The sequence below is a fragment of the Variovorax sp. BGA-UO-ETr-C22 genome (assembly GCF_059567965.1).
Map to the genome: position 1 here is coordinate 438,917 of NZ_JCAQPA010000009.1, position 21,747 is coordinate 460,663.

19 protein-coding genes are annotated in these 21,747 nt (G+C 68.9%); 12 read left to right on the forward strand and 7 right to left on the reverse strand.

Annotation, left to right across the window (positions count from 1 at the left end; genetic code table 11):
* Positions 1–124: 124 nt before the first annotated feature.
* From AC57B8_RS11610 to AC57B8_RS11630, 5 genes are read right to left on the reverse strand one after another with little or no spacing between them, the layout of a single operon-like run.
* Positions 125–976 carry a class I fructose-bisphosphate aldolase gene (locus AC57B8_RS11610; RefSeq protein ID WP_070063426.1) on the reverse strand — a complete coding sequence of 284 codons (852 nt, stop codon included), beginning with the start codon at positions 974–976 and terminating at the stop codon, positions 125–127.
* 50 nt (positions 977–1,026) lie between these two features.
* A complete protein-coding gene (locus AC57B8_RS11615; RefSeq protein WP_496479680.1) occupies positions 1,027–2,025 on the reverse strand; it encodes an aldo/keto reductase in 999 nt (332 codons plus the stop codon).
* Positions 2,022–3,062 carry an ABC transporter permease gene (locus AC57B8_RS11620; RefSeq protein WP_070063424.1) on the reverse strand — a complete coding sequence of 347 codons (1,041 nt, stop codon included), beginning with the start codon at positions 3,060–3,062 and terminating at the stop codon, positions 2,022–2,024. Before AC57B8_RS11620 ends, AC57B8_RS11615 begins: the two co-directional genes overlap by 4 nt.
* Entirely contained in the window at positions 3,059–4,594 is a 1,536-nt protein-coding gene (locus AC57B8_RS11625; protein WP_496479681.1) for a sugar ABC transporter ATP-binding protein, read from the reverse strand. The genes AC57B8_RS11620 and AC57B8_RS11625 overlap by 4 nt, the downstream gene beginning before the upstream one ends.
* The gene (locus AC57B8_RS11630; RefSeq protein WP_056584185.1) at positions 4,591–5,637 is read right to left on the reverse strand and encodes a substrate-binding domain-containing protein; all 1,047 of its coding nucleotides are present in this window, start codon (positions 5,635–5,637) and stop codon (positions 4,591–4,593) included. Before AC57B8_RS11630 ends, AC57B8_RS11625 begins: the two co-directional genes overlap by 4 nt.
* A gap of 180 nt (positions 5,638–5,817) precedes the next feature.
* On the opposite strand from AC57B8_RS11630, the gene AC57B8_RS11635 reads away from it, so the two are divergent.
* The 3 genes from AC57B8_RS11635 to AC57B8_RS11645 are packed head-to-tail and all read left to right on the forward strand — an operon-like array spanning position 5,818 to position 9,846.
* A complete protein-coding gene (locus AC57B8_RS11635; protein ID WP_496479682.1) occupies positions 5,818–7,311 on the forward strand; it encodes an FGGY family carbohydrate kinase in 1,494 nt (497 codons plus the stop codon).
* A complete protein-coding gene (locus AC57B8_RS11640; protein ID WP_159273567.1) occupies positions 7,308–9,077 on the forward strand; it encodes a glycerol-3-phosphate dehydrogenase/oxidase in 1,770 nt (589 codons plus the stop codon). Before AC57B8_RS11635 ends, AC57B8_RS11640 begins: the two co-directional genes overlap by 4 nt.
* Position 9,078: 1 nt before the next feature.
* A complete protein-coding gene (locus tag AC57B8_RS11645) occupies positions 9,079–9,846 on the forward strand; it encodes a GntR family transcriptional regulator (protein ID WP_172438465.1) in 768 nt (255 codons plus the stop codon).
* 2 nt (positions 9,847–9,848) lie between these two features.
* On the opposite strand, the gene AC57B8_RS11650 is transcribed toward AC57B8_RS11645, so the two are convergent.
* Positions 9,849–10,745 carry a DMT family transporter gene (locus tag AC57B8_RS11650; RefSeq protein ID WP_095743280.1) on the reverse strand — a complete coding sequence of 299 codons (897 nt, stop codon included), beginning with the start codon at positions 10,743–10,745 and terminating at the stop codon, positions 9,849–9,851.
* A 46-nt stretch (positions 10,746–10,791) separates the two neighbouring features.
* Positions 10,792–13,848 carry an excinuclease ABC subunit UvrA gene (gene uvrA, locus AC57B8_RS11655; RefSeq protein WP_496479683.1) on the reverse strand — a complete coding sequence of 1,019 codons (3,057 nt, stop codon included), beginning with the start codon at positions 13,846–13,848 and terminating at the stop codon, positions 10,792–10,794.
* A gap of 174 nt (positions 13,849–14,022) precedes the next feature.
* Between uvrA and ssb the strand changes: the two genes are divergently transcribed.
* The 9 genes from ssb to AC57B8_RS11700 all read left to right on the forward strand — a co-directional run bounded on the left by ssb (position 14,023) and on the right by AC57B8_RS11700 (position 21,677).
* Positions 14,023–14,592 (forward strand): single-stranded DNA-binding protein, encoded by a 570-nt coding sequence (ssb, locus tag AC57B8_RS11660; protein WP_492686667.1) that lies wholly within the window; start codon positions 14,023–14,025, stop codon positions 14,590–14,592.
* Positions 14,593–14,988: 396 nt separating this feature from the next.
* Entirely contained in the window at positions 14,989–16,188 is a 1,200-nt protein-coding gene (locus AC57B8_RS11665; protein WP_496479684.1) for a pyridoxal phosphate-dependent aminotransferase, read from the forward strand.
* 7 nt (positions 16,189–16,195) lie between these two features.
* A complete protein-coding gene (locus AC57B8_RS11670) occupies positions 16,196–16,966 on the forward strand; it encodes a 2-keto-4-pentenoate hydratase (protein ID WP_496479685.1) in 771 nt (256 codons plus the stop codon).
* A 14-nt stretch (positions 16,967–16,980) separates the two neighbouring features.
* On the forward strand, positions 16,981–17,760 hold the full coding sequence (locus AC57B8_RS11675) for an SDR family oxidoreductase (RefSeq protein WP_496479686.1): 780 nt from the start codon (positions 16,981–16,983) through the stop codon (positions 17,758–17,760).
* A 33-nt stretch (positions 17,761–17,793) separates the two neighbouring features.
* Positions 17,794–18,582: an ABC transporter ATP-binding protein gene (locus tag AC57B8_RS11680; RefSeq protein WP_070063414.1), complete on the forward strand. Its 789-nt coding sequence runs from the start codon at positions 17,794–17,796 to the stop codon at positions 18,580–18,582.
* A gap of 33 nt (positions 18,583–18,615) precedes the next feature.
* The gene (locus AC57B8_RS11685; protein ID WP_495273076.1) at positions 18,616–19,404 is read left to right on the forward strand and encodes a transporter substrate-binding domain-containing protein; all 789 of its coding nucleotides are present in this window, start codon (positions 18,616–18,618) and stop codon (positions 19,402–19,404) included.
* 44 nt (positions 19,405–19,448) lie between these two features.
* Positions 19,449–20,141, forward strand: a complete 693-nt coding sequence (locus tag AC57B8_RS11690) for an ABC transporter permease (RefSeq protein WP_062480466.1) — start codon at positions 19,449–19,451, stop codon at positions 20,139–20,141.
* A 2-nt stretch (positions 20,142–20,143) separates the two neighbouring features.
* A complete protein-coding gene (locus AC57B8_RS11695; RefSeq protein WP_062480468.1) occupies positions 20,144–20,863 on the forward strand; it encodes an ABC transporter permease in 720 nt (239 codons plus the stop codon).
* 13 nt (positions 20,864–20,876) lie between these two features.
* Positions 20,877–21,677 carry an inositol monophosphatase family protein gene (locus AC57B8_RS11700; RefSeq protein ID WP_218005417.1) on the forward strand — a complete coding sequence of 267 codons (801 nt, stop codon included), beginning with the start codon at positions 20,877–20,879 and terminating at the stop codon, positions 21,675–21,677.
* The last annotated feature ends 70 nt before the right edge of the window (positions 21,678–21,747 follow it).

Genomic DNA, 21,747 nt, shown 5'->3' on the forward strand with positions numbered 1-21,747 from the left:
ACGCGCAGGCGCGCCCCCGGCGGGCAACGCATGCGTTGTCCGCCGTCCACTTCTTCTTCTGTCTTGCTCTCCCGCTGGTTGGCGCCGGCGCCTTCCGGGGGAAGGCACCGGCGCCTGGGCGCTCTTATTTCACGCCGCCCGATTCGTAGAGGTTCCAGGCCGCTTCGGCGCTGGCACCGTCGTGGATCATGGCCATCAGTGCGCTCACCACCGCCGAGGGGTTGGCGTGCTGGTAGACGTTGCGGCCGTACACCATGCCGACCGCGCCCTGGTCCAGGAGCACGCGCGAACGCGCGAACACCTGCTGCAGGTCTTCGCGCCCGCCGCCGCGCACGAGCACGGGGCAGCGCGCGGCCTGCACCACGCGGTGGAAGTCGGTGGCGTCGGTGGTGGGATCGGCCTTGACGATGTCGGCGCCCATCTCGCGCGCCAGGCGCGTGAGCGTGACGATCTTCTCGGCGTCGCCGTCCACCATGTAGCGGCTGGTGGCGGTGGGTGCCTGCATCACCAGCGGCTCGATCATCAGTGGCATGCCGTAGCGGTCGCAGTCGGCGCGCACGCGGGCGATGTTCTGCACGCACTGGCGGAACAGGTCGGGCTCGTCGGGCAGCATGAACAGGTTGACGACCACGCAGGCCGCGTCCCGCTGCACGGCGGGCAGCACGGGGTCGTCCTGGTTCTGCAGCACGGCCCACATCACGCGGTGGTGCACGGCGTTGTAGGGGTTGCCCATGTCCAGGCGCATCACCAGCGCGGGGCGATCGCGCCCGGGCCGGTCCTGCAGCAGGTCGGACTGCCCGTAGTTCAGCTGGATCGCGTCGGGCTTCGCAGCCACGAGCTTGTCGATCACGCCGGGCATGTCCTCCAGGCCGTCCAGGAAGGTGGGTTCGTTGCACACGCCGTGGTCCAGGGCGATGTCCAGGCAGCGGCCGTTGTGCAGCAGGCGGTTGAGCCGCGCGGTCTTGTCTTTCGACATGAAGGAAGAACTCCGTGTTGAGGAAAAAGGAAGGGAGGAAAAAGGCGCGCTCAGGCGAGCGCGTCCAGGTGGCGCTTGGCCGCGGCGTCGATGAGCTGCAGGGCTTCGCCGTCGAGCACGACCGCGCCGGCGCCGGCGTTCTCGATCGCCTGCTGGCGCACGCGCGCACCGCACAGCGCCACCGAGACGGTGCCGCGGGCCACGGTCCAGGCGATCATCATCTGGCCGAACGAGCAGCCCAGGTGCGTGCGCAGCGGCTCCAGCGTGTCGAAGAAGGCCTTTAGCTTGGCGCGGTTGGCTTCGCTGAAGCGCGGGTTGGTGGCGCGCTGGTCGTCGCCCTTGAACTCGCGCGCGGGGTCGATGGGCCCGGCCAAGAGGCCCAGCGCCAGCGAGGAGTAGCCCAGCACCGCCACGTTGTGCTCGGCGCACAGCGGCGCCAGCGTGGTCTCGATGCCGCGGTCGATGAGGCTGTAGAGCTCCTGCGCCGCATCGACCGGGCCGTGCTTCAGGTACTCCGAAAGAATCTCGGGCGTCGCGTTGCTCACGCCGATGGCGCGGATCTTTCCCTGCTTCTTGAGCGCCAGCAGCGCGTCCATGGTCTCGGCCACGGGCGTCGTGTGGTCCTGCCAGTGCGTGATGTACAGGTCGATGTAGTCGGTCTGCAGGCGCTTCAGGCTCTCTTCGCATTCGTGGAAGATCGAGTCGCGTCCGAGGTAGCGGTACACCGGGTGGCCGTCTTCCTCGAAGAAATGCGTGCCCTGCTGCGTGTGCCACACCAGGCCGCACTTGGTGGCGATCACGGCCTCGTGGCGGCGGCCCTTGAGCGCGGTGCCGACGATGCTCTCGGAGCGGCCCAGGCCGTAGGCCGGCGCGGTGTCGATCAGGTTCACGCCCGCATCGAGCGAGGCCTGGATGGCGATCACGGCGGCTGCGTTGTCGCCGCCGCCCCACATCCATCCGCCCATGGCCCAGGTGCCCAGGCCGATGGCCGAGCTTTCGATGCCCGAGGGGCCCAGGGTGGTTTTCTTCATCTGCGTTGCGCTGCTCATCGCTTGGTCTTTCGGGTGTTCAGGATGTGGTCGATGGTCACGGCCGCGAGCAGGATCAGGCCCTTGATCACGTCCTGCCAGTAAGGCGACACGTCGAGCAGGATCAGCGAGCTGGTCACCACCGACAGCAGCGCCAGGCCGAGCACGGCGCCGAGCACGGTGCCCGAGCCGCCCTTGAGGCTGGCGCCGCCGATCACGGCCGCGGCAATCACGTTGAGTTCCATGCCCATGCCGAAGGTCGGCGTGGCGGCGCCGAAGCGCGCGGTGTAGATCACGCCGGCCAGGCCCGCCGAGGCGGAGCACAGCACCGTGACCCAGAACTTCACGCGGCCCACGCGGATGCCGGCGTACAGCGCGGCCTTCTCGTTGCTGCCGGTGTAGAACACGCGGCGCAGCAGGGTGGAGCGGCGCAGCACGAAGTCGCTCACGATCACGATCGCCAGGAAGATCAGGATCACGGCCGGCACGCCGAACAGCGTGCCCTGGCCGATGAACTTGAACTCGGCCGGCAGCGAGAACAGCGACTGCGGCGTGCCCTGCGTGAGCGCCAGGCACAGGCCGCGCACGATCACCATGAAGGCCAGCGAGGCGATGAAGTGGTTCAGCCCGATGCGCGTGACGCAGCCGCCGATCATGGCGCCGATGAGGCCGCTCGCGCCGATGGCCACCAGGCTCGCGAGCCACGGGTCCATGCCCATGAGAAAGAGCTTGCCGGTCACCACCATCGCGAAGCACACCACCGAGCCCACCGACAGGTCGATGCCGCCGACGATGAGCAGGATGGTCATGCCCACCACCACGATGCCTTCGATGGAGAAGGACAGCAGCATCGCGCGCACGTTGTCCCAGGTGAGGAAGTAGGGCGATGCGAAGCTCATCGCGACGCACAGCGCCACGATGATCAGCACCAGCCCGGCCTCGCGCATGCTCGTGAGCTTGTTGGCCTGCTTCACGGGGTCTCCTGTTCGGCGGGGTTGCAGGGAGCCGGCCGTGGCCGTGGCCGCGGCGCCTGCGTCGATTCTGGTCGGAAAGTTCATGCCATTGCCTCTTCGGGTTCGCAAAGTCCGGAGGCCAGCCGCAGCAGGGCTTCCTCCGTCATCTCGTCATGGGCCAGTTCGCCCGCCAATCGCCCTTCGCGGATCACCAGTGCGCGGTCGCACAGGCCGATGATCTCGGGCAGTTCGGAAGAGATCACCACCACGCCCACGCCCTGGTCGGCCAGGTCGCGCAGGATGTGGTGGATCTCGGATTTCGCGCCCACGTCCACGCCGCGCGTGGGCTCGTCCATCAGCAGCACCGCGGGCTGCGTGGCCAGCAGCTTGGCGATGGCCACCTTCTGCTGGTTGCCGCCCGAGAGGCTCGACACCTCGATCGCCACGCCGTCCGACTTCAGGTTGAGCTTGGCGCCCAGCTGCACCGCGAGCCGGTGCTCGGTGGCGCGCTGCAGCAGGCCCAGGGCCGAGCTCACGCGGCGCAGCGCCATCGACGAGATGTTCTGCGCAATCGGCAGGTCGAGGAACACGCCGGCCGCCTTGCGGTCTTCGCTCAAGTAGGCGATGCCTTCGCGCAGCGCGTCGCTGTACTTGCGGATGGCCAGCGTCTTGCCGTTCAGGCGCACGGCGCCGCGCCGCGCGGGGCGCAGGCCGCACACGGTCTCGGCCAGCTCGCTGCGCCCGGCGCCCATCAGGCCGGCGATGCCGAGGATCTCGCCGCGCTGGAGCGTGAAGGAGATGCCGTGCACGCGCTCGTCGTCGGCGATGCCGTCGACTTCGAGCACGGGGCCGGCGTTCGCATCGGCGGCAGCGCCGGCTTGCTTGGGCGGGTAGTAGTTGCCCAGGTCGCGCCCGACCATGCGGCGCACCAGCTCGTCGGGCGTCATGCCTTCGAGCGGGCCGCTGTGCACGTTGCGCCCGTCGCGCAGCACGGTGGCGCGGTCGCAGTGCGTGAAGATCTCGGCCATGCGATGGCTGATGTAGATGATGCCGATGCCCTGCGCCTTGAGGTCGTGCAGCACCCGGAAGAGCGCGGCCGATTCGTTGTCGGTGAGGGCGGCGGTGGGCTCGTCGAGGATGAGCACCTTGCAGTCCAGCGTGAGCGCCTTGGCGATCTCCACCAGCTGCTGGCTCGAAATGCTCAGGTCGCGCACCAGCGCGGCCGGGTCGATGTCCTGGCCCAGGCGTGCCAGCACTGTCGCGGCGCGCGTGTTCAGCGCGGAGAAGTTCATCCACGCCTGCTTGCCGGCGTTGATCTCCGGCATGAAGATGTTCTCGGCCACGGTGGCGTCGGCGCACAGGGCGATTTCCTGGTGCACCAGGCCGATGCCCAGGCGCATGGCGTGGGCGGGGCCGTCGATGACGACCTTCTGGCCGCACAGCACGATCTCGCCTTCGTCGGGCTGGTGGATGCCGTCGATGATGTTCATCAGCGTCGACTTCCCCGCGCCGTTCTCGCCGCACAGGGCGTGGATCTCGCCGGCCTGCAGCGAGAAGTCCACGCCCGAGAGCGCGCGCGAAGCGCCGAAGCGCTTCGCGATGCCGCGCAGTTCAAGCAATGCGGCAGGGGTGCTCACTCGCCGATTCCCTTGGTGCCACGACGGGCGAGGTACTTGTCCCAGTAGAAGTCGTCGGCGTTGGCCTTGCTCACCACGGCCAGGCCGTTGTCCAGGAAGGGCACCGACATCGGGTTGGTGCCGTTGCGCTTGGCGTCGTTCATCGGGTCGATGAGGCCCGGGTTCTTGGCCAGGAACAGCATCATCATGCCCATGTAGCCCTGCATGCCCTGGTTCGGGTTGATGGCGCCGAACACGTCGCCCGACTTGATCATGTCCAGGATCTTGGCGTTGACGTCGCAGCACATCACCTTGATGTTCTTCTTGGTCTCGACCTTGGCCTGCGCCGCGCCGAGCGCCGAGTTGGCCTCGGGCATGAACAGCGCGCCCAGGTTCGGGTTGGCCTGCGCCAGGCTCAGCACGGCCTGGTAGGCCTTGTTCGGGTCCTGGTTGCTGGCGGCGCGGCCGACCAGCTTCATGCCCGGGTGCTTGGCCTTCATGCGGTTCACGAACGCGGCGATGCGGCGGTCGTGGTTGTCCTGGCCCGGGTTCTCGAGCACGGCGTACTCGCCCTTGCCGTTCAGCGAAGCGGCGATGGCGTCGGCCGCCTGGTTGCCTTCGCGGTCGTTGTCGGAGGTGATGAACGAGGTGCGCTTGGAGTTGGGCGAATCGGCCGCGAAGGTCACGACCGGGATGCCCATCGCGGCGGCGCGGTTGATGGGTTCGATGAACGGGTCGGGGTTCATCGGGTGCAGCAGGATGCCGGCGGGCTTGCGCGCCAGTTCCTGCTCGAACGATGCGAGCTGCTTGTTCACGTCGTACTCCGGCGTGCCGGTGTAGCGGGTGCGAACGCCCAGCGTGCGGCCGAGCTGCTTCATCATTTCGTAGACCGGGAACCAGTACTCGACGCCCGAGACCATCACGTTCATCACGTAGACGTCGCTGGCATTGCCGCGCAGGCCGGCACCCGCCGCGGGGGCTGCGGCTTGCTGTTGCGCGAACGCGCTCGCACCGGCCAGGCCGATACCGGCGGCGGCCGCGGACTTCAGGAAATTACGCCTCATTCTTTGTCTCCTCACGTTGACTGGCAGAGCTTTCGGCCCGCCGTTGCGTGGCGGACCTGTGGACCGTGGTGTCACGACAGTTGTTATGACAGGCTAGAATGTAATGGCGGGCCGTTTCTCCCGATAACTAGGGGAAACGCTACTGGTGACAGCCTTTTTTTCCGCCGAAGCTGTTATGACATGAAGACCAAAATACTGATCGGCATCGACATGGGCTCGAGCAGCCTGAAGGCGCTGGCGCTGGCCCTGGACGCGGGGAGCGGGCGCAGCCTGGCCGTGTCGCGCCTGCCCCTGCGGCATGCGCGGCTGCCCGGCGGCGGGTGCGAGGTGGGCGCGGCGGCGATCCGCGCGGGGCTGACCCACGTGCTCGGCGACGTGGCGCGCCAGCTCGGCCCGCGCGCGGCGGACGTGTGCGCCATCGGCTGCACCGGCCACGGCGCGGGCCTGTACGCCCTCGATGCACACAACGAACTCGTGGGCGGCCGCGCCGTCGCCTCCACCGACCAGCGCGCCGATGCGCGCGCACTCGCCCTCTCGGCACGCCACGGCGACCGGCTGTTCGCGGACGTGGGCTGCCGCCCCTGGCCCGGCCAGCCCACGGTGATCGCGGCCGAGTTGCTGGGCGCCGACGCCGTGCAGCGCGGCGACCTGCACCGCCTGCTGTTCGCCAAGGACTACCTCGGCTTCCTGCTGACCGGCGAGATCGCCACCGACGCGAGCGACGCCAGCACCGCCGGCCTGCTCTCGCTGGCCACCGGCGACTGGTCGAGCCTCGCCTTCGAGGTCGCGGGCATCGACGGCCTCGGGCCGCGCGCCTTCGGTCCGCTGGTGCCCAGCGGCCAGACCATGGGCCGGCTGCGCGCCGCCGAGGCGGCGCTGTGCGGCCTGCCGGCGGGCATTCCGGTGGCCATGGGCGCCATCGACCTGCTCGCCTCGATGACCGCCATCGGCGCCGAAGACCGCGGCCGCGCCGTGTCGGTGCTGGGCACGTGGTGCGTCAATGCCGTCATCGGCCCGGTGATCGAGCCGCAGCCCGAGGTCGCCGCGCTCGTCAACTTCGGCCGCACCCGCGAGCGCCTGTACATGGAGAACAGCCCCTCGTCGATGGCCAACATCGCATGGCTGGCCGGCGCGCTCGGGCTGCCCGATGCGCGCGCCGTGGTCGACCTGGCCATGGGCGTGCCGCTCGGCGCGAACGGGCTGCGCTTCCTGCCCTTCATCAACGGCGGGGGCGGCATCACGGCCGGCTTCGTCGGGCTCAAGAGCCACCACACGCCGGCCGACATGGCACGCGCCGTGGTCGATGCCGTGGCCGCGCTGCATGCGCGCCACACCGCGCGCCTGGCGTCGCAGGGCCTGCCGGTGTCGGCCTCCAGCGTGCTGGGCGGCGGTGCCAGCGATGCGCGCCTGGTGCGCCTGCTCGCGGCGCTGCTGGGCCACCCGGTCGAGCGCTGCGCCGACGACGAAACCGGCGCGCGCGGCGCCGCCCTCTATGCCGCGATGTCGCAGGACCTCGACGACGCGGGGCCTGCCAGCCCGCTGCGCGCGCCCTGCGAACTCATCGAACCCGACGCGCGCGACGCGCGGGCCCATGCCGATTTCAACGCCGAATTCAACGAACTGATCGATCGCATGTCTCCTGTCTTCAACCATCTTTCGGGCGGTGCGTCATGAGTGCCTGGCAACTGCCTTTCGTCCGTCCGGCTTCGCTGGAGGGCCGCCACTTTTCGACGGTGATCGTCGGCGCCGGCATCAACGGCGTGGGCGTGTTCCGCGACCTGTCGCTGCAGCGCGTCGATTGCCTCATCGTCGACAAGGGCGACTTCGGCGCCGGCGCCAGCAGCGCGCCCTCGCGCATGATCCACGGCGGCCTGCGCTACCTCGAAAACGGCAGCTTCTCGCTGGTGGCCGAGGCCACGCGTGAGCGCAACCTGCTGCTGCGCAACGCGCCGCACCTGGTGCAGCCGCTGAAGACCGTGGTGCCGCTGTCGAGCTTCTTCGGCGGGCTGCTGAGCAGCGCGCTCAAGTTCTTCGGCCGCACGCCGCCGCAGCGCACGCGCGGCCTGCTGGCCGTGGCCGCGGGCCTGCGCCTGTACGACCTGCTGGGCCGTCGCCAGCGCGTGATGCCGGGCCACCGCATCAGCCGCGTGCCGACCAACGACCGCCGCCTCTTCCGCGCCGCCATCCGCTGGACCGCCACCTTCTTCGACGCCTGGATCAGCCATCCCGAGTGGCTGATCCTCGAGCTGATCGGCGACGCCTGCCGCGACCAGCCGCGCTCGGCCGCCGCCAACTACTGCCGCGTGACGGGCTGCGCGGGCAACATCCTCACGCTGCGCGACGAGATCACCGGCGCGCTGGTGCGCGTCACGGCCGACACCGTGGTGAACGCCACCGGCGCCTGGCTCGACCGCAGCGCGGCCGTGCTCGGCGGCGCCGGCCCGCGCGTGATGGGCACCAAGGGCTCGCACCTCGTGCTCGACCACCCGGCGCTGCGCGATGCGCTCGAAGGCCGCATGGCCTACTTCGAGGCGGTGGACGGGCGCGTGTGCATCGTCTATCCGTTTCTCGACCGCGTGCTGGTGGGCTCCACCGACATCCCGGTGGAAGACCCCGACCAGATCGTCACCGAGCCGGCCGAGATCGACTACCTGATCGACGTGCTGCGCGAGGTGTTCCCCAACATGGCCTTCGACCGCCAGCACGTGATCTACACCTACGTCGGCGTGCGCCCGCTGGCGCGCTCCGACGCCGACAAGCCGGGCCAGATCTCGCGCGACCACTCGGTGGTGGTCGACCCGCCGAGCGCCACGCGCGACGTGCCCATCGTCGGCCTCGTGGGCGGCAAGTGGACCACCTTCCGCGCCCTGGCCGAAGAGGCCACCGACCACGTGCTGCGCCACCTGGGCCGCTCGCGCACCGCCTCGACCGAGTCGCTGCCCATCGGCGGCGGCGCCGAGCTGCCGGCCGACGCGGCCGCCACCGAGCGCTTCATCGACAAGATGACGGCCGGCTCGGGCCTGGGCCGCGCGCGCGCGCTGGGCCTGCTGCGCCGCTACGGCTCGAAGGCGCTGCCGCTGGCGCAGCGCCTCGCGGCCTCGGGCGACACGCCGCTGCGCCACGCGCCCGAGTACTCGGCGGCCGAACTCTCGTACCTGTGCATGGAGACCGGCGTCGTGCACCTGGACGACCTCGTGATCCGCCGCACGCTGCTGGCCATCCGCGGGCTGGTCACCGACGACGCGCTCGCCGAGATCGCCGGCGTGGCCGCCGAAGCCCTCGGCTGGGACGCGGCCCGCGCCCACCAGGAACTCAGCGCCTGCGCCGCCGCATTGCGCGAGCGCCACGGCGTGCGCCTGCAGCCGGTGGCGGCCCACGAGCCGGCACCTTCCGCTTTCGATGCATCATTGATGGCCAGCCCCGTCCTCGGCCCGACCTAACGTGACCCTTTCCACCGCCCCCGACACCGTGTCGACGACCTCGCTCGACCGCAACTCCGAATCGCCGCTGTGGGCGCAGTTCCGCGACGCCATCCGGCTGCAGATCCTGCAGGGCGTGCTGCCCATCGGCGCCAAGCTGCCGTCCGAGGCCGAGCTGGGCGAGCAGTTCGGCATCTCGCGCATCGTGGTGCGCGAGGCGCTCGCCGACCTGGTGCGCAACAACCTCATCTACAAGATCAAGGGCCGCGGCGCCTTCGTGTCGGCGCGCGAGCGCGACGAAGACTTCGTCTCCACCGTGCTGGGCTTTTCTGACGAGATGGAACGCAAGGGCCGCTCGGTGCGCACGCAGATCCTCGTGCAGGAACTGCGCGCCGCCACCGCGCAGGAAGCCGCCGCGCTCGGCCTCACCGAAGACGCGCAAGTGGTCGGCCTCAAGCGCCTGCGCAGCGTCGACGGCGAACTGCGCCTGCTGGTCGAGACGGCGGTGCCGGCCGACCTCGCGCCGGGCCTGCACCGCACGCGGCTGGACGACCGCTCGCTGTACGACGTGCTGCGCCGCCAGTACGGCGTGCGGCTGGTGCGCGCTGAACGCTGGATCGACGCCGTGCTGCCCGACGCCGAGACCTGCCGCCTGCTCGACCTGCCGCAGCCCGAGCCGCTGCTGCGCATCGAATCGATCGCCTACGGCGCCAACGGCCGGCCGCTGGAACACTACCGCGCGCTGCACCGCTGCAAGACCAGCCGCCTGCACGTGCAGACGACGACCTGAGCTCAGGCCTTCGCGCTGCTGCTGCTGCGTGAAGGCAAGAGAACCGAGGCGATGGCGACCATCATCAGCGCCACCGCCACCCAGTCCTGCCAGTGCACGACCTCGCCGAGCCACACGGCGCCGCTGAACACGCCGAGCACGGGGATGAACATCACGCTCAGGGTCGAGGCCACCGGCGGCAGGCCGCGTGCCAGGTAGAACCAGGCCGCGTGCGCGAAGCCGAAGATCAGCACCGCGTTGTAGGCGATCGATCCCCAGGTCACGGCGCCCGGCGAGCGCCATTGGTCGCGTTCGAACAGCAGCGACAGCACCGTCATCACCACGGCCGTCATGGCCGTCATCCAGAACGAGAGCGTGAGCGTGGGCAGGCCGATGCGCGTGTGGCGCAGCAGCTGCGTGCCCAGCGCCCAGGTGGCCGCAGCCACCAGCGCCAGCGCCACGTAGCCGGGGCGGCCGGCGAAGTCGGTGAGCTCGTGCCACAGCAGCAGCCCGACGCCGATGGCGCAGGCACCCACGCCGGTCCATGCGCGGCGCGTGAGCACGGCCGAGAACAGCAGCGCGCCGATGACCGCGGAGAACACCGGCATCGTGTAGCCCAGGATCGCGGCGCGTCCACCCGACAGCGCCTTCACCGCGAGGATGATGCAGGCGTGCCAGACGAACATGTTGGTCGCGCCCAGCCACACCAGCTCGGGCCACGCGCTGCGCGGCACGCGGAACGGCACCTTCATCACCACCAGCGCGATCGCCAGCACGGGCACGCCCAGCCAGATCGAAATCGCGCGGAAAGCCAGCGGCGGGTAGTCGGCCACGCCGAGCTTCATCACCGGCCAGTTGAAGCCCCACGCGAGGGTGAGGAGCACGAGAAGAACGAACTGGCGCGGCGTGAAGGAAGGCATGGGCCGCGATTGTGGCGCGGCCCGTGCATTCGTGCTGGCGGTGCGGCTACAGCAGGCGCTTGAGGTAGCGGCCCGTGTGGCTCGCCTCGTTCGCCGCGATGTCTTCGGGCGTGCCTTCGCCCACCACCGTGCCGCCGCCGGCGCCGCCCTCGGGGCCCATGTCGATGAGCCAGTCGGCGGTCTTGATAACGTCCAGGTTGTGCTCGATGACGACGATGGTGTTGCCCGCGTCGCGCAGCTGGTGCAGCACCTTGAGCAGCAGCTCGATGTCCGCGAAGTGCAGGCCGGTGGTCGGCTCGTCGAGGATGTACAGCGTGCGGCCCGTGTCGCGCTTGCTCAGTTCGAGTGCGAGCTTCACGCGCTGCGCCTCGCCGCCCGAGAGCGTGGTGGCCGACTGGCCGAGTTTGATGTAGCTCAGGCCCACGTCCAGCAGCGTGCGCAGCTTGCGCTCGATGGTCGGCACGGCCTTCAAAAATTCGTGCGCCACCTCGACCGTCATCTCGAGGATCTGCGCGATGTTCCGGCCCTTGTACTGGACCTCGAGCGTCTCGCGGTTGTAGCGCTGGCCATGGCAGACCTCGCAGGGCACGTACACGTCGGGCAGGAAGTGCATCTCGACCTTCACCACGCCGTCGCCCTGGCAGGCCTCGCAGCGGCCGCCGGCCACGTTGAAGCTGAAGCGGCCCGGGCCGTAGCCGCGCTCGCGCGCGGTGTTGGTCTCGGCCATCAGCTCGCGGATCGGCGTGAACAGGCCCGTGTAGGTGGCCGGGTTGCTGCGCGGCGTGCGGCCGATGGGGCTCTGGTCGACGTTGATGACCTTGTCGAAGTACTCGATGCCTTCCACCGATTCGTGCGCGGCCGGCTCTTCGTGCGCGCGGTACAGCGTGCGCGCCACGGCGGTGTAGAGCGTGTCGTTCACCAGCGTCGACTTGCCCGAGCCCGAGACGCCGGTCACGCAGGTCAAGAGGCCCACGGGGAAGGCCACGCTCACGTTCTTCAGGTTGTTGCCGGTGGCGCCGACCACGCGGATCTCCTGCAGGTCGGTCTGCGAAGCCAGATGGGCCGCCTCGCGCGCGGCGCGGCGTTCGGCCGCGGGGCTCTGCGGAAAGCGTGAGGGCTTCTTGCCTTCGTTGAAGGCCGGCTTCTTCACGGCCGGCAGCCACGCGGTGCGGTGCTTGGGCACCTCGATTTTCTTCACGCCCGAGAGGTACTGGCCGGTGAGCGAATCGGGGTTGGCCGACACCTGGGCATACGTGCCCTGGGCCATCACGCGCCCGCCGTGCACGCCGGCGCCGGGGCCCATGTCGATCACATGGTCGGCGGCGTGGATCATGTCCTCGTCGTGCTCGACCACGATCACGCTGTTGCCGATGTCGCGCAGGTGTTTGAGCGTGCCGATGAGGCGGTCGTTGTCGCGCTGGTGCAGGCCGATGCTGGGCTCGTCGAGCACGTACATCACGCCCGTGAGGCCCGAACCGATTTGCGACGCGAGGCGGATGCGTTGCGCCTCGCCGCCCGACAGGGTTTCGGCGCTGCGGTCCAGGCTCAGGTAGTTGAGGCCCACGTCGTTGAGGAATTTCAGGCGCAGGCCGATCTCGCGCACCACCTTGTCGGCGATGTCGGCCTTGGCACCGCGCAGCTTCAGCGTGCTGAACCAGGCGTAGGCGTCGCGCAGCGTCAGGTGGCTGAGTTCGAAGATGGCCATGCGCGGCGGCTCGCCGCCGTTCGCGCCCACGTGCCCGGCGTCGTCCACCAGGAACACGTTGCGCGCCTCGCGCCGCAGCCGCGAGCCGCCGCAGTCGGGGCAGGGCTGCTGGTTGCGAAAGCGCGCGAGGTCTTCGCGCACCATCACCGAGTCGGTCTCGCGGTAGCGCCGCGTCATGTTCGGGATGATCCCCTCGAAGGGGTGCTTCTTCGTGAGCTTCTTGCCCGCGAAGTTGCCCGACTCCATGGTGTAGTTGAACTTGATCTCTTCGCCGCCCGAGCCGTGCAGCAGCGTCTGCTGCACCGAGGCTGGCAGCGATTCGAAGGGCGCGTCGACGTCGAACTTGTAATGCTTGGCGACGCTCTCGACCATGCTGAAGTAGTAGCCGTTGCGGCGGTCCCAGCCCTTGATGGCGCCGCTGGCGATCGACAGCGACGGAAACGCCACCACGCGCACCGGGTCGAACACCTCGCGGTGGCCCAGGCCGTCGCAGCTCGGGCAGGCGCCCACGGGCGAGTTGAACGAGAACAGGCGCGGTTCGAGCTCCGACAGCGAGTAGTGGCAGATCGGGCAGGCGAACTTGGCGTTGAACAGGTGTTCCTTGTCGGGCGACCCCTCGGCGCCCAGCTCCAGCGCAATGGCGCGGCCCTCGGCCAGGCGCAGCGCGGCCTCGAAGCTCTCGGCCAGGCGCTGCTGCATGTCGGGGCGTGCGCGCAGGCGGTCGATGACCACGTCGATGTCGTGCTTCTCGGTCTTCTTGAGCTTGGGCAGGTCGTTGTATTCGTAGGTCTGCCCGTCGACACGAAAGCGCACGTAGCCGGCGGCCTGCATCTCGGTGAAGAGCTCGAGGAATTCGCCCTTTTTCTCGCGCGCCACGGGCGCCAGGATCATCAGCCGGGGCTCGTCGGGCAGGGCCAGCACCGCGTCGACCATCTGCGACACCGTCTGCGCCTGCAGCGGCAGGTGGTGGTCGGGGCAGAAGGGCGTGCCGGCGCGGGCGTACAAGAGGCGCAGGTAGTCGTGGATCTCGGTCACCGTGCCCACGGTGGAGCGCGGGTTGTGGCTGGTGGCCTTCTGCTCGATGCTGATGGCGGGCGACAGGCCCTCGATCACGTCGACGTCGGGCTTGTCCATGAGCTGCAGGAACTGCCGCGCATAGGCCGAGAGGCTTTCCACGTAGCGCCGCTGCCCCTCGGCATACAGCGTGTCGAACGCCAGGCTCGACTTGCCCGAGCCCGACAGGCCGGTGATCACCACCAGCTTGTTGCGCGGGATGTCGAGATCGACGTTCTTCAGGTTGTGGGTGCGCGCGCCGCGGATGCTGATGCGCTGCTGGGCGAGCAGGGCGCCAAGGTAGGCGTCACGCTCCGGGGTGTCTTCAGTGGTGGGTGAATTCAAGGGGTGCGGTCGTCCGAGGGCAACCGGACATGATAGAGGCGCCGGCTCCGCCTGTCATGACCAGGGGATGGACGGCGGCGGGCGGGCCCTCCCAGGCCGGGCCGGTTGCGGCTCAGGCAGAATGGAGGGTTCCTCTCAACCTCCTCCTTCATCTACTTATCAGGGGCAGTGCATATGGCATCGGTCAATAAAGTCATCGTCGTCGGCAACCTGGGGCGCGACCCCGAAATGCGGACCTTCCCGAGCGGCGATCAGGTCGCAAACGTCACCGTGGCCACCACCGATCGCTGGAAAGACAAGCAAAGCGGTGAGATGCGCGAAGCCACCGAATGGCACCGCATCGTGTTCAACGGCCGCCTGGCCGAAATCGCCGGCCAGTACCTGCGCAAGGGCTCGCAGGTGTACGTCGAAGGCTCGCTGCGCACGCGCAAGTGGACCGACAAGGACGGCATCGAAAAGTACACCACCGAAATCCGCGCCGACCAGATGCAAATGCTGGGCAGCCGCCAGGGCCAGGGCGGCCCGTCGGGTCCGAGCGACGACGACGGCGGCTACTCGCAAGGCGGGGGCGGCGGCGGTGGTTATTCGCAAGGTGGTGGCGGTGGCGGCGGTGGCGGTGGCGGTGGCGGTTACGCCCCGCGTGCGCCCGCAGCCGCACCGCGTGCCCCGGCACCGGCGCCGCGCCAGGCGCCGGCCAAGTCGTCGTCGGGCTTCGACGACATGGACGACGACATTCCATTCTGAAACCGGCTCCTCGAGCTTTTCAATGAAGGCCTGCCTTTTCGAAGGCAGGCCTTTTTTTTGCACTTTTTATTTCGAATTCTCTCCATGGGCGGTCGTCCCCGGGAGAGTGCTGTTTTGCCAAGGAAATGCAGCCTCCTTGTTCGTCTGGCCGTTGAGCGCAGGGGAAGCGTGTTACGTGAGCCCCTTTTCGACGGCAATGACTGTGTTCAGAGGGGCAATTCCCGGCGGCAATCAACCCATTGGCTCCGGCCGTTCTGCTGAATAGCGCCGTGCAGCAGCGCATCGCTGTCGGCCGGTTCGCCGCGATTGGTCCGCCTCGGCGCACGGAATTGGTCCTTGTCCCGCACCGTGCGGCGTCGGAGCATGCAGGCCATAGAACACCGAGACAAGCACGACATGCAGAGCGCCGCCTCCCACTGCCCGCCATCGACCGTCGCACGCGCCGAAGTCCAGGCCCTGCGGTCCTCGAAGATCCGCGAGGTCGCCAATGCGGGCATGGACCGCAAGGACATCCTGCCTTTCTGGTTCGGCGAGCCCGACGAGGAAACGCCGGACGAGATCTGTGGCGCTGCGATCGCCGCACTCGAGAACAGGCGCACCTTCTACGTCCAGACGCTGGGCGAGCCCGCGTTGCGCGAGGAGATCGCCCGGTACCTGTCGCGCTGGCATGGCCCGATCGGCGTCGAACGGGTGGCGGTGACGAGTTCGGGCACGCATGCGCTGATGCTGGCCCTGCAGGCACTGCTGAACCCCGGCGACCGCGTCGTGGCCGTGACGCCGTTGTGGCCCAACCTGGTGGAGATGCCCAAGGTGCTGGGCGCGCACGTCGAGACCGTCGCATTGCAGTTCACCGCGGCGGGGTGGGTGCTCGACGAGCAGCGCCTTCTGGAAGCGCTTCGACCGGGCACCCGCGCGCTGCTGCTGAACGCGCCCAACAACCCGACGGGCTGGACCCTTTCGCGCGAGTCGCAGGAAGCCATCCTCGCGCACTGCCGGCGCCTGGGCATCTGGATCGTCAGCGACGATGTCTACCAGCGCATCAGCTTCGATGCGCCGTGCGCGCCGTCCTTCCTGGACATCGCGAGGCCCGAGGACAGGGTCATCAGCTGCAACTCCTTCTCCAAGGCCTGGCGCATGACCGGATGGCGCCTGGGCTGGATCGTCGTGCCGCCGGCGATGCTGGGCGACATCGGCAAGCTGATCGAGTACAGCAGCACCTGCGCGCCGCCCTTCGTGCAGGCGGCGGGGGTGGTCGCCCTGGCGCGCGGGGAGGATGCCATTGCCCGGACGGTCGAGCGGCTGCGCCAGGGCAGGGACCACCTGGCGGCGCGCCTGGGGAGCGTGCCGGGGGTCGAACTCGCCGCGCCCGCCCGCGGCGCGATGTACACCTTCTTCCGTGTCGAAGGCGTGACGGACAGCCTCGCGTTCTGCAAGCAGCTCGTGGCCGAGGCCGGGCTGGGGCTGGCGCCCGGCGTGGCCTTCGGCCCCGAGGGCGAAGGCTACCTGCGCTGGTGCTATGCCAGCGGCACGGCGCGCCTGGACGACGGCGTTCGCCGCCTGGCCGCCTACCTGGAACACCACCCAACCACACGATGAGGATGCGATGAACACCCAAGACATTGCGGGCGCCCTTTGGCAAGCCATGGAGGACGGACGCCACATGCCGTCGGAATGGGCCGGGAAGTTTTCCCTGCAGCAGGGCTACGAGGTGCAGCTGGCCTTGTTGCACGAGCGCCTGGCCAGGGGCGAGCGGCAGACGGGCTGGAAGGTCGGCCTCACCGCCGAGGCCATGCGCGTGCAGCAGCAGGTGCACGAGCCCTGCTTCGGCTATCTGCTGGAAAGCGGCCGGCATGCGAGCGGCCAGGCCTATCGCTTTTCCGATCTGATCGCGCCCGGCTTCGAGAACGAGCTGTGCCTGACCATCGGCAAGACGCTGCGCGGACCCGGCGTGAGCCTGGAGGAGGTCGCTGCCGCCGTGACGCATGCGGCACCGGCCCTGGAGATCGTGGAGGTCCGCGGTCCGTTCGCCGGCAACCTGGCGCTGGCCATGGCGGACAACGCGCAGCAGAAGGCCTATGTGACGGGGGCGGCCGTGCCGCTGACGGCAGACAACCGCGACCTGGCCGGCGCCAGCGTGGCGGTGCAGGTCGACGGCGCCGTCAGCGAGACGGCCTCCGGCTCGGCGGTCATGCAGGGCGGCGGGCTGCTCTCGGTGCTGTGGCTGGCGAACAAGCTGGCCGAATTCGGGCTGGCGCTGGAGGCGGGGATGCAGGTGATGTCCGGCTCCTTCACGCGGCAGTACCGCGCCTCGCAGGGCATGCGGGTGCAATCCTCGTTCGACCGCTTCGGCACGGTCGCCGCGAACTTCATCTGAGGCAAGAGGTCTCCATGGATCTGGGAATCAAGGGCAAGACGGCGCTGGTGTGCGCCGCGAGCAAGGGGCTGGGCCGGGCGTGCGCGTTCGCACTGGCGGAAGACGGCGCATCGCTCACCATCGTGGCGCGCGGCGCACAGGCGCTCGAGGCCACCGCCGACGACATCCGCGAGGCCACCGGCGTGCACGTGCGCACGGTGGCCGCCGACGTCACCACGGTGCAGGGGCGGGCGCTCGTCCTCGAGGCCTGCCCCGCGCCGGACATCCTGGTGACCAATGCCGCAGGCCCCAAGCCGGGCGACTTCCGCCAATGGACGTGCGACGACTGGATGGTGGCGCTCAACGCCAACATGCTGACACCCATCGAGCTGATCAAGGCGACGGTGGACGGCATGATGGATCGCGGCTTCGGCCGCATCGTCAACATCACCTCGTCCTCGGTGAAGGCGCCCATCGACATCCTGGGGCTGTCCAACGGCGCGCGCAGCGGGCTCACCGGTTTCGTGGCGGGCCTGGCGCGGCGCACGGCGCATCGCAACGTCACCATCAACAACCTGCTGCCCGGCTCGTTCGCCACCGACCGCCTGCGCGCCACGGTGGAGGCTGCGGCGGTCGGGTCAGGTCGCTCGTTCGAGGCCGAGCAGGCCGAATGGCAGGGCCGCAGCCCGGCCGCGCGCTTCGGCGATCCGATGGAGTTCGGCCGCGCCTGCGCCTTCCTGTGCAGCGCCCATGCCGGCTACATCAACGCACAGAATCTGCTGCTCGACGGCGGGGCCTATCCCGGGACCTTCTAGGCGAAGCGCCAGCACCGTTCAAAAGGAACTCACTTGAGCGACCCCCAACGACAACAGGGCAGGCAGATCGTGTCTGCCACCGGCATCGAGAAACGCTTCGGCGCGCTGGACGTGCTGCGCGGCATCGACCTGTGCGCCCACGAGCACGACGTGGTCACGCTGATCGGCGCCAGCGGCTCGGGCAAGAGCACCTTCCTGCGCTGCCTCAACCTGCTCGAAGTGCCCGACGCCGGCACCGTCGCCATCGATGGCGAGGAGATCCGCATGCGCCGGTCGTCGGCAGGGCAGGCGAGTCCCGCCAGCAAGAGCCAGGTGAACCGGTTGCGCGCGGGCATCGGCATGGTGTTCCAGAACTTCAACCTGTGGAGCCACATGACCGTGCTGGAAAACGTGGCCATGCCGCCCATGAAGGTGCTGGGGCTGTCGCGCCGCGAAGCGACGGAACGGGCCGAAGCGCTGCTGGCGAAGGTCGGGCTCGGCGACCGGCTGCGGCACTACCCGGCCCACATCTCGGGCGGCCAGCAGCAGCGCTGCGCCATCGCCCGCGCGCTGGCGATGGAGCCCAAGCTGCTGCTGTTCGACGAGCCCACGTCCGCGCTCGACCCCGAGCTCGTGGGCGAGGTGCTGAAGGTGATCCGCCTGCTCGCCGAGGAGGGCCGGACCATGGTGATGGTCACCCACGAGATGGCGTTCGCACGCGAGGTCTCGACCGAGGTCGCCTTCCTGCACAAGGGAAAGATCGAGGAGCGCGGGGCCCCGGCCGACGTGTTCGGCAACCCGCGCAGCGAGCGTTGCCGCAAGTTCCTCGACAGCGTTCTGTAGCCACGACATCACGAACCAAGAACTGGAGACGAAATGAAGAAATGGTTGTTCGCAGGCCTGCTGGCCGCGTGCTCCGTCGCCGCCATGGGCCGCGAGATCAAGGCCGGGGTGCAGTGCACCTATCCGCCCTTCAACTACCGCGATGCGTCGGGCGAGCTGAAGGGTTTCGAGATCGACATCGCCCGCGAGATCGGGCGGCGGATGAACGCCAACGTGCAGTTCGTCTGCCTGGGGTTCGACGGGCTGATTCCCGCGCTGCTTTCCAGGAAGATCGACGTCGTCACGTCGAGCCTGTCGATCACCGAGGCGCGCAAGAAGAGCATCGACTTCTCCGTTCCCTACCGGGCCTCCACGGCGCGCTTCGTGGGCCGCAAGAACGGGGGGCTGCTCCCGATGAAGCCCGACAACACGCCCAACGCAGGCGCGCTCAAGGGCAAGGTGGTGGGCGTGCAGCGGGCCACCACGAACGACAGCTACCTTGCGGGCGAGTTCTCCGGCGTCGAGATCACGCGCTACGACTCGGCCGAGAACATGCTGCTGGACCTCGTGGCCGGCCGCATCGACCTCATGCTCGTGAGTCCGATGAAGGTTCGCACCGACTTCCTGGAGAAGCCGGAAGGGCGCAACTACGAGTTCGTCAGCCCCGAGATCGAGGCGCCCAAGTACCTGGGCGAAGGCGTGGCCGTCGGCTTGCCCAAGGGGGCCACGGCGCTGCGCGACGAGATCAACGCGGCGCTCAAGGGCATGTTTGCCGACGGGACCTTCAAGGCGATCAACCAGAAGTACTGGAGCTTCAGTGTGCTGCCCGCGGTCTGGCACTGACGCCGTCGCGCCACCGAATCCGCTCACTGATTGCTGACGACACCATGGACATGTTCAACGGCTGGGGGCCGACCATCGCGCAGGGCGCCTGGACGACCGTGGAGGTGGCGCTGGTGTCGTCGGTGTTCGGCATCGCGCTGGGGCTTCTGGGCGCGGCGGCGTGCCTGTCCCGCTTCAAGGCGGTGCGCTGGCTGGCCGAGGCCTACATCACGGCGATACGGGGCATCCCGCAACTGCTGCTGATCCTGATGGTGTACTTCGGCAGCACGGTGGTCTTGAGCCGGCTGCTCGCGCTGGTCAGGCCCGACGCGGGCATGGTCGAGATTCCGCCGTATCCGGCGGGTGTCTTTGCACTGGCACTGATCTTCGGCGGCTACGCCTCGGAGGTGTTCCGCGGCGCGCTCACGGCCATTCCCCGCGGGCAGGTGGAGGCCGGCATGGCCGTGGGCATGGGCACCCTGCAGATCTTCTTCGTGATCCAGTGCCCGCAGATGCTGCGGCTGGCGCTGCCGGGCCTGGGCAACATCTGGATCTCGACGCTCAAGGACACCTCGCTGATCTCCATCGTGGGGCTGAGCGAGCTGATGAAGGCCTCCGAACTGGCCACCAGCGACACACGCCGCGCCCTGTTCTTCTACCTCAGTGCCGGCGCCATCTACCTCACGCTGACCGTGCTGAGTTCGCTCGTGCTGCATCAGCTCGAGCGTCGTGGCGCCCGTGGTGAAAGGACGGCCTGACCATGGATGTCGAACTCATTGTCGAGAGCCTTCCGGTGCTCTGGCAGGGCGCGCTGCTCACGCTGGAACTCTTCGCGATCACGATGGTGCTCGCGACGCTGCTGGCGGTGCCGCTGGCCATCGTGCGCGTCCAGAAGGCCTGGTGGCTGCGCTGGCCCGTCGAGGTGTTCTCGCAGGTCTTCCGGGGCACGCCGCTGCTGGTGCAGATCTTCATCGTGTACTACGGCATTGCCCAGATCGATGCGGTGCGCGACAGCTGGGCCTGGCCCTACCTGCGCAAGCCGTACTGGTGCGCCGTCATCACCTTCGTGCTGAACACGACGGCCTACGCCGTGCACATCTTCCGCGGGGCGATCCAGGCGGTGCCGCACGGGGAGGTCGAGGCCGGCCAGGCCTTCGGGCTGTCCTTCGGTGCGCTGTACCGCCACGTCATCCTTCCGCGGGCGATGCTGCTGGCGCTGCCGGCCTATGGCAACGAGGTGATCAAGACGATCAAGCGCACGTCGCTGGCCAGCGCCATCACGCTCTCGGAGCTGACGGGCGTGGCCAACACCCTGGTGGCGCGCACCTTCGCCCCCTACGAGATCTTCATTGCGGCCGGGTTGATCTACCTTGCCTTCGCGTTCGCCGCCAACCACCTGGTGCGGCGGCTGGAGCACCGCATGTCTCGCCATCTTCGCCACTTGCCGGCGCAGCACGGCACCGGGCCCATGCCCACTTGATCCAGGAGACCGCGTGTCCACTTCTTCCGTTCCAGAGTCGGCGATGGCCGAATTCCTCGCCTTCGCCCATGGGCTGGCCGACGCCAGCGGCGCCATCCTGCGCGAGAACCTGTACAGCCGCAGGGGCTTCGAGTCCAAGGAGGACGACAGCCCCGTCACCGTCGTGGACAAGCATGTCGAGCAGACGCTGCGCACGCTGATCCGCCACCGCTATCCCTCGCACGGCATCCTCGGTGAGGAGTTCGAGGGCCAGGACCTCGATGCCGAGTACGTCTGGGTGCTCGACCCGATCGACGGCACCAAGGCCTTCATCACGGGCATTCCCATCTACGGGACGCTGATTTCGCTGGCGCGCCACGGCACGCCGATCATCGGCGTGATCGACCACCCCATCACCAACGACCGATGGGCCGGGGCGCAGGGCCAGCCGTCCACCTTCAATGGCCAGCGCATCCGCAGCCGCGAGTGCCCGTCGCTGGCCGATGCGCTGGTGTCGTGCAGCAACCCGGAGCCCTTCGGGCCGCGCGAGCGCGAGGCGTTCGAGACGCTGCGCAGCGCCGCCAAATGGTGCGTGTACGGATCGAGCTGCTATGCGTACGGCTGCATCGCCAACGGAACGATCGACATCGGCATCGACTGCGGCCGCCACCGCGAGGTCGACTACTGCGCGCTGGTGCCGGTGATCGAGGGCGCCGGCGGCGTCATCACCGATTGGGAGGGGCGTCCGCTCACCATCCATTCCGGCAATCGGCTGGTCGCGTCGGGCAACCCCCGCCGCCACGAGGAGGTCCTGCGCATGCTTGCGGGCGCCTAGCGCGGGCGACCGGGCCGTATATTCGAAGGCCGCCGCAGCCCTGTCCGGCATGGGCGGCATGGAGATCTCG

Bases quoted from the DNA above. Each gene is read 5' to 3' on its own strand.
- AC57B8_RS11685 (WP_495273076.1), top strand. From the start codon at position 18,616: ATGAAGAAATGGTTGTTCGCAGGCCTGCTGGCCGCGTGCTCCGTCGCC.
- AC57B8_RS11620 (WP_070063424.1), bottom strand. From the start codon at position 3,062: ATGAACTTTCCGACCAGAATCGACGCAGGCGCCGCGGCCACGGCCACG.
- AC57B8_RS11670 (WP_496479685.1), top strand. From the start codon at position 16,196: ATGAACACCCAAGACATTGCGGGCGCCCTTTGGCAAGCCATGGAGGAC.
- AC57B8_RS11650 (WP_095743280.1), bottom strand. From the start codon at position 10,745: ATGCCTTCCTTCACGCCGCGCCAGTTCGTTCTTCTCGTGCTCCTCACC.
- AC57B8_RS11675 (WP_496479686.1), top strand. From the start codon at position 16,981: ATGGATCTGGGAATCAAGGGCAAGACGGCGCTGGTGTGCGCCGCGAGC.
- AC57B8_RS11695 (WP_062480468.1), top strand. From the start codon at position 20,144: ATGGATGTCGAACTCATTGTCGAGAGCCTTCCGGTGCTCTGGCAGGGC.
- AC57B8_RS11630 (WP_056584185.1), bottom strand. From the start codon at position 5,637: ATGAGGCGTAATTTCCTGAAGTCCGCGGCCGCCGCCGGTATCGGCCTG.
- AC57B8_RS11665 (WP_496479684.1), top strand. From the start codon at position 14,989: ATGCAGAGCGCCGCCTCCCACTGCCCGCCATCGACCGTCGCACGCGCC.
- AC57B8_RS11690 (WP_062480466.1), top strand. From the start codon at position 19,449: ATGGACATGTTCAACGGCTGGGGGCCGACCATCGCGCAGGGCGCCTGG.
- AC57B8_RS11640 (WP_159273567.1), top strand. From the start codon at position 7,308: ATGAGTGCCTGGCAACTGCCTTTCGTCCGTCCGGCTTCGCTGGAGGGC.
- ssb (WP_492686667.1), top strand. From the start codon at position 14,023: ATGGCATCGGTCAATAAAGTCATCGTCGTCGGCAACCTGGGGCGCGAC.
- AC57B8_RS11635 (WP_496479682.1), top strand. From the start codon at position 5,818: ATGAAGACCAAAATACTGATCGGCATCGACATGGGCTCGAGCAGCCTG.
- AC57B8_RS11615 (WP_496479680.1), bottom strand. From the start codon at position 2,025: ATGAGCAGCGCAACGCAGATGAAGAAAACCACCCTGGGCCCCTCGGGC.
- AC57B8_RS11610 (WP_070063426.1), bottom strand. From the start codon at position 976: ATGTCGAAAGACAAGACCGCGCGGCTCAACCGCCTGCTGCACAACGGC.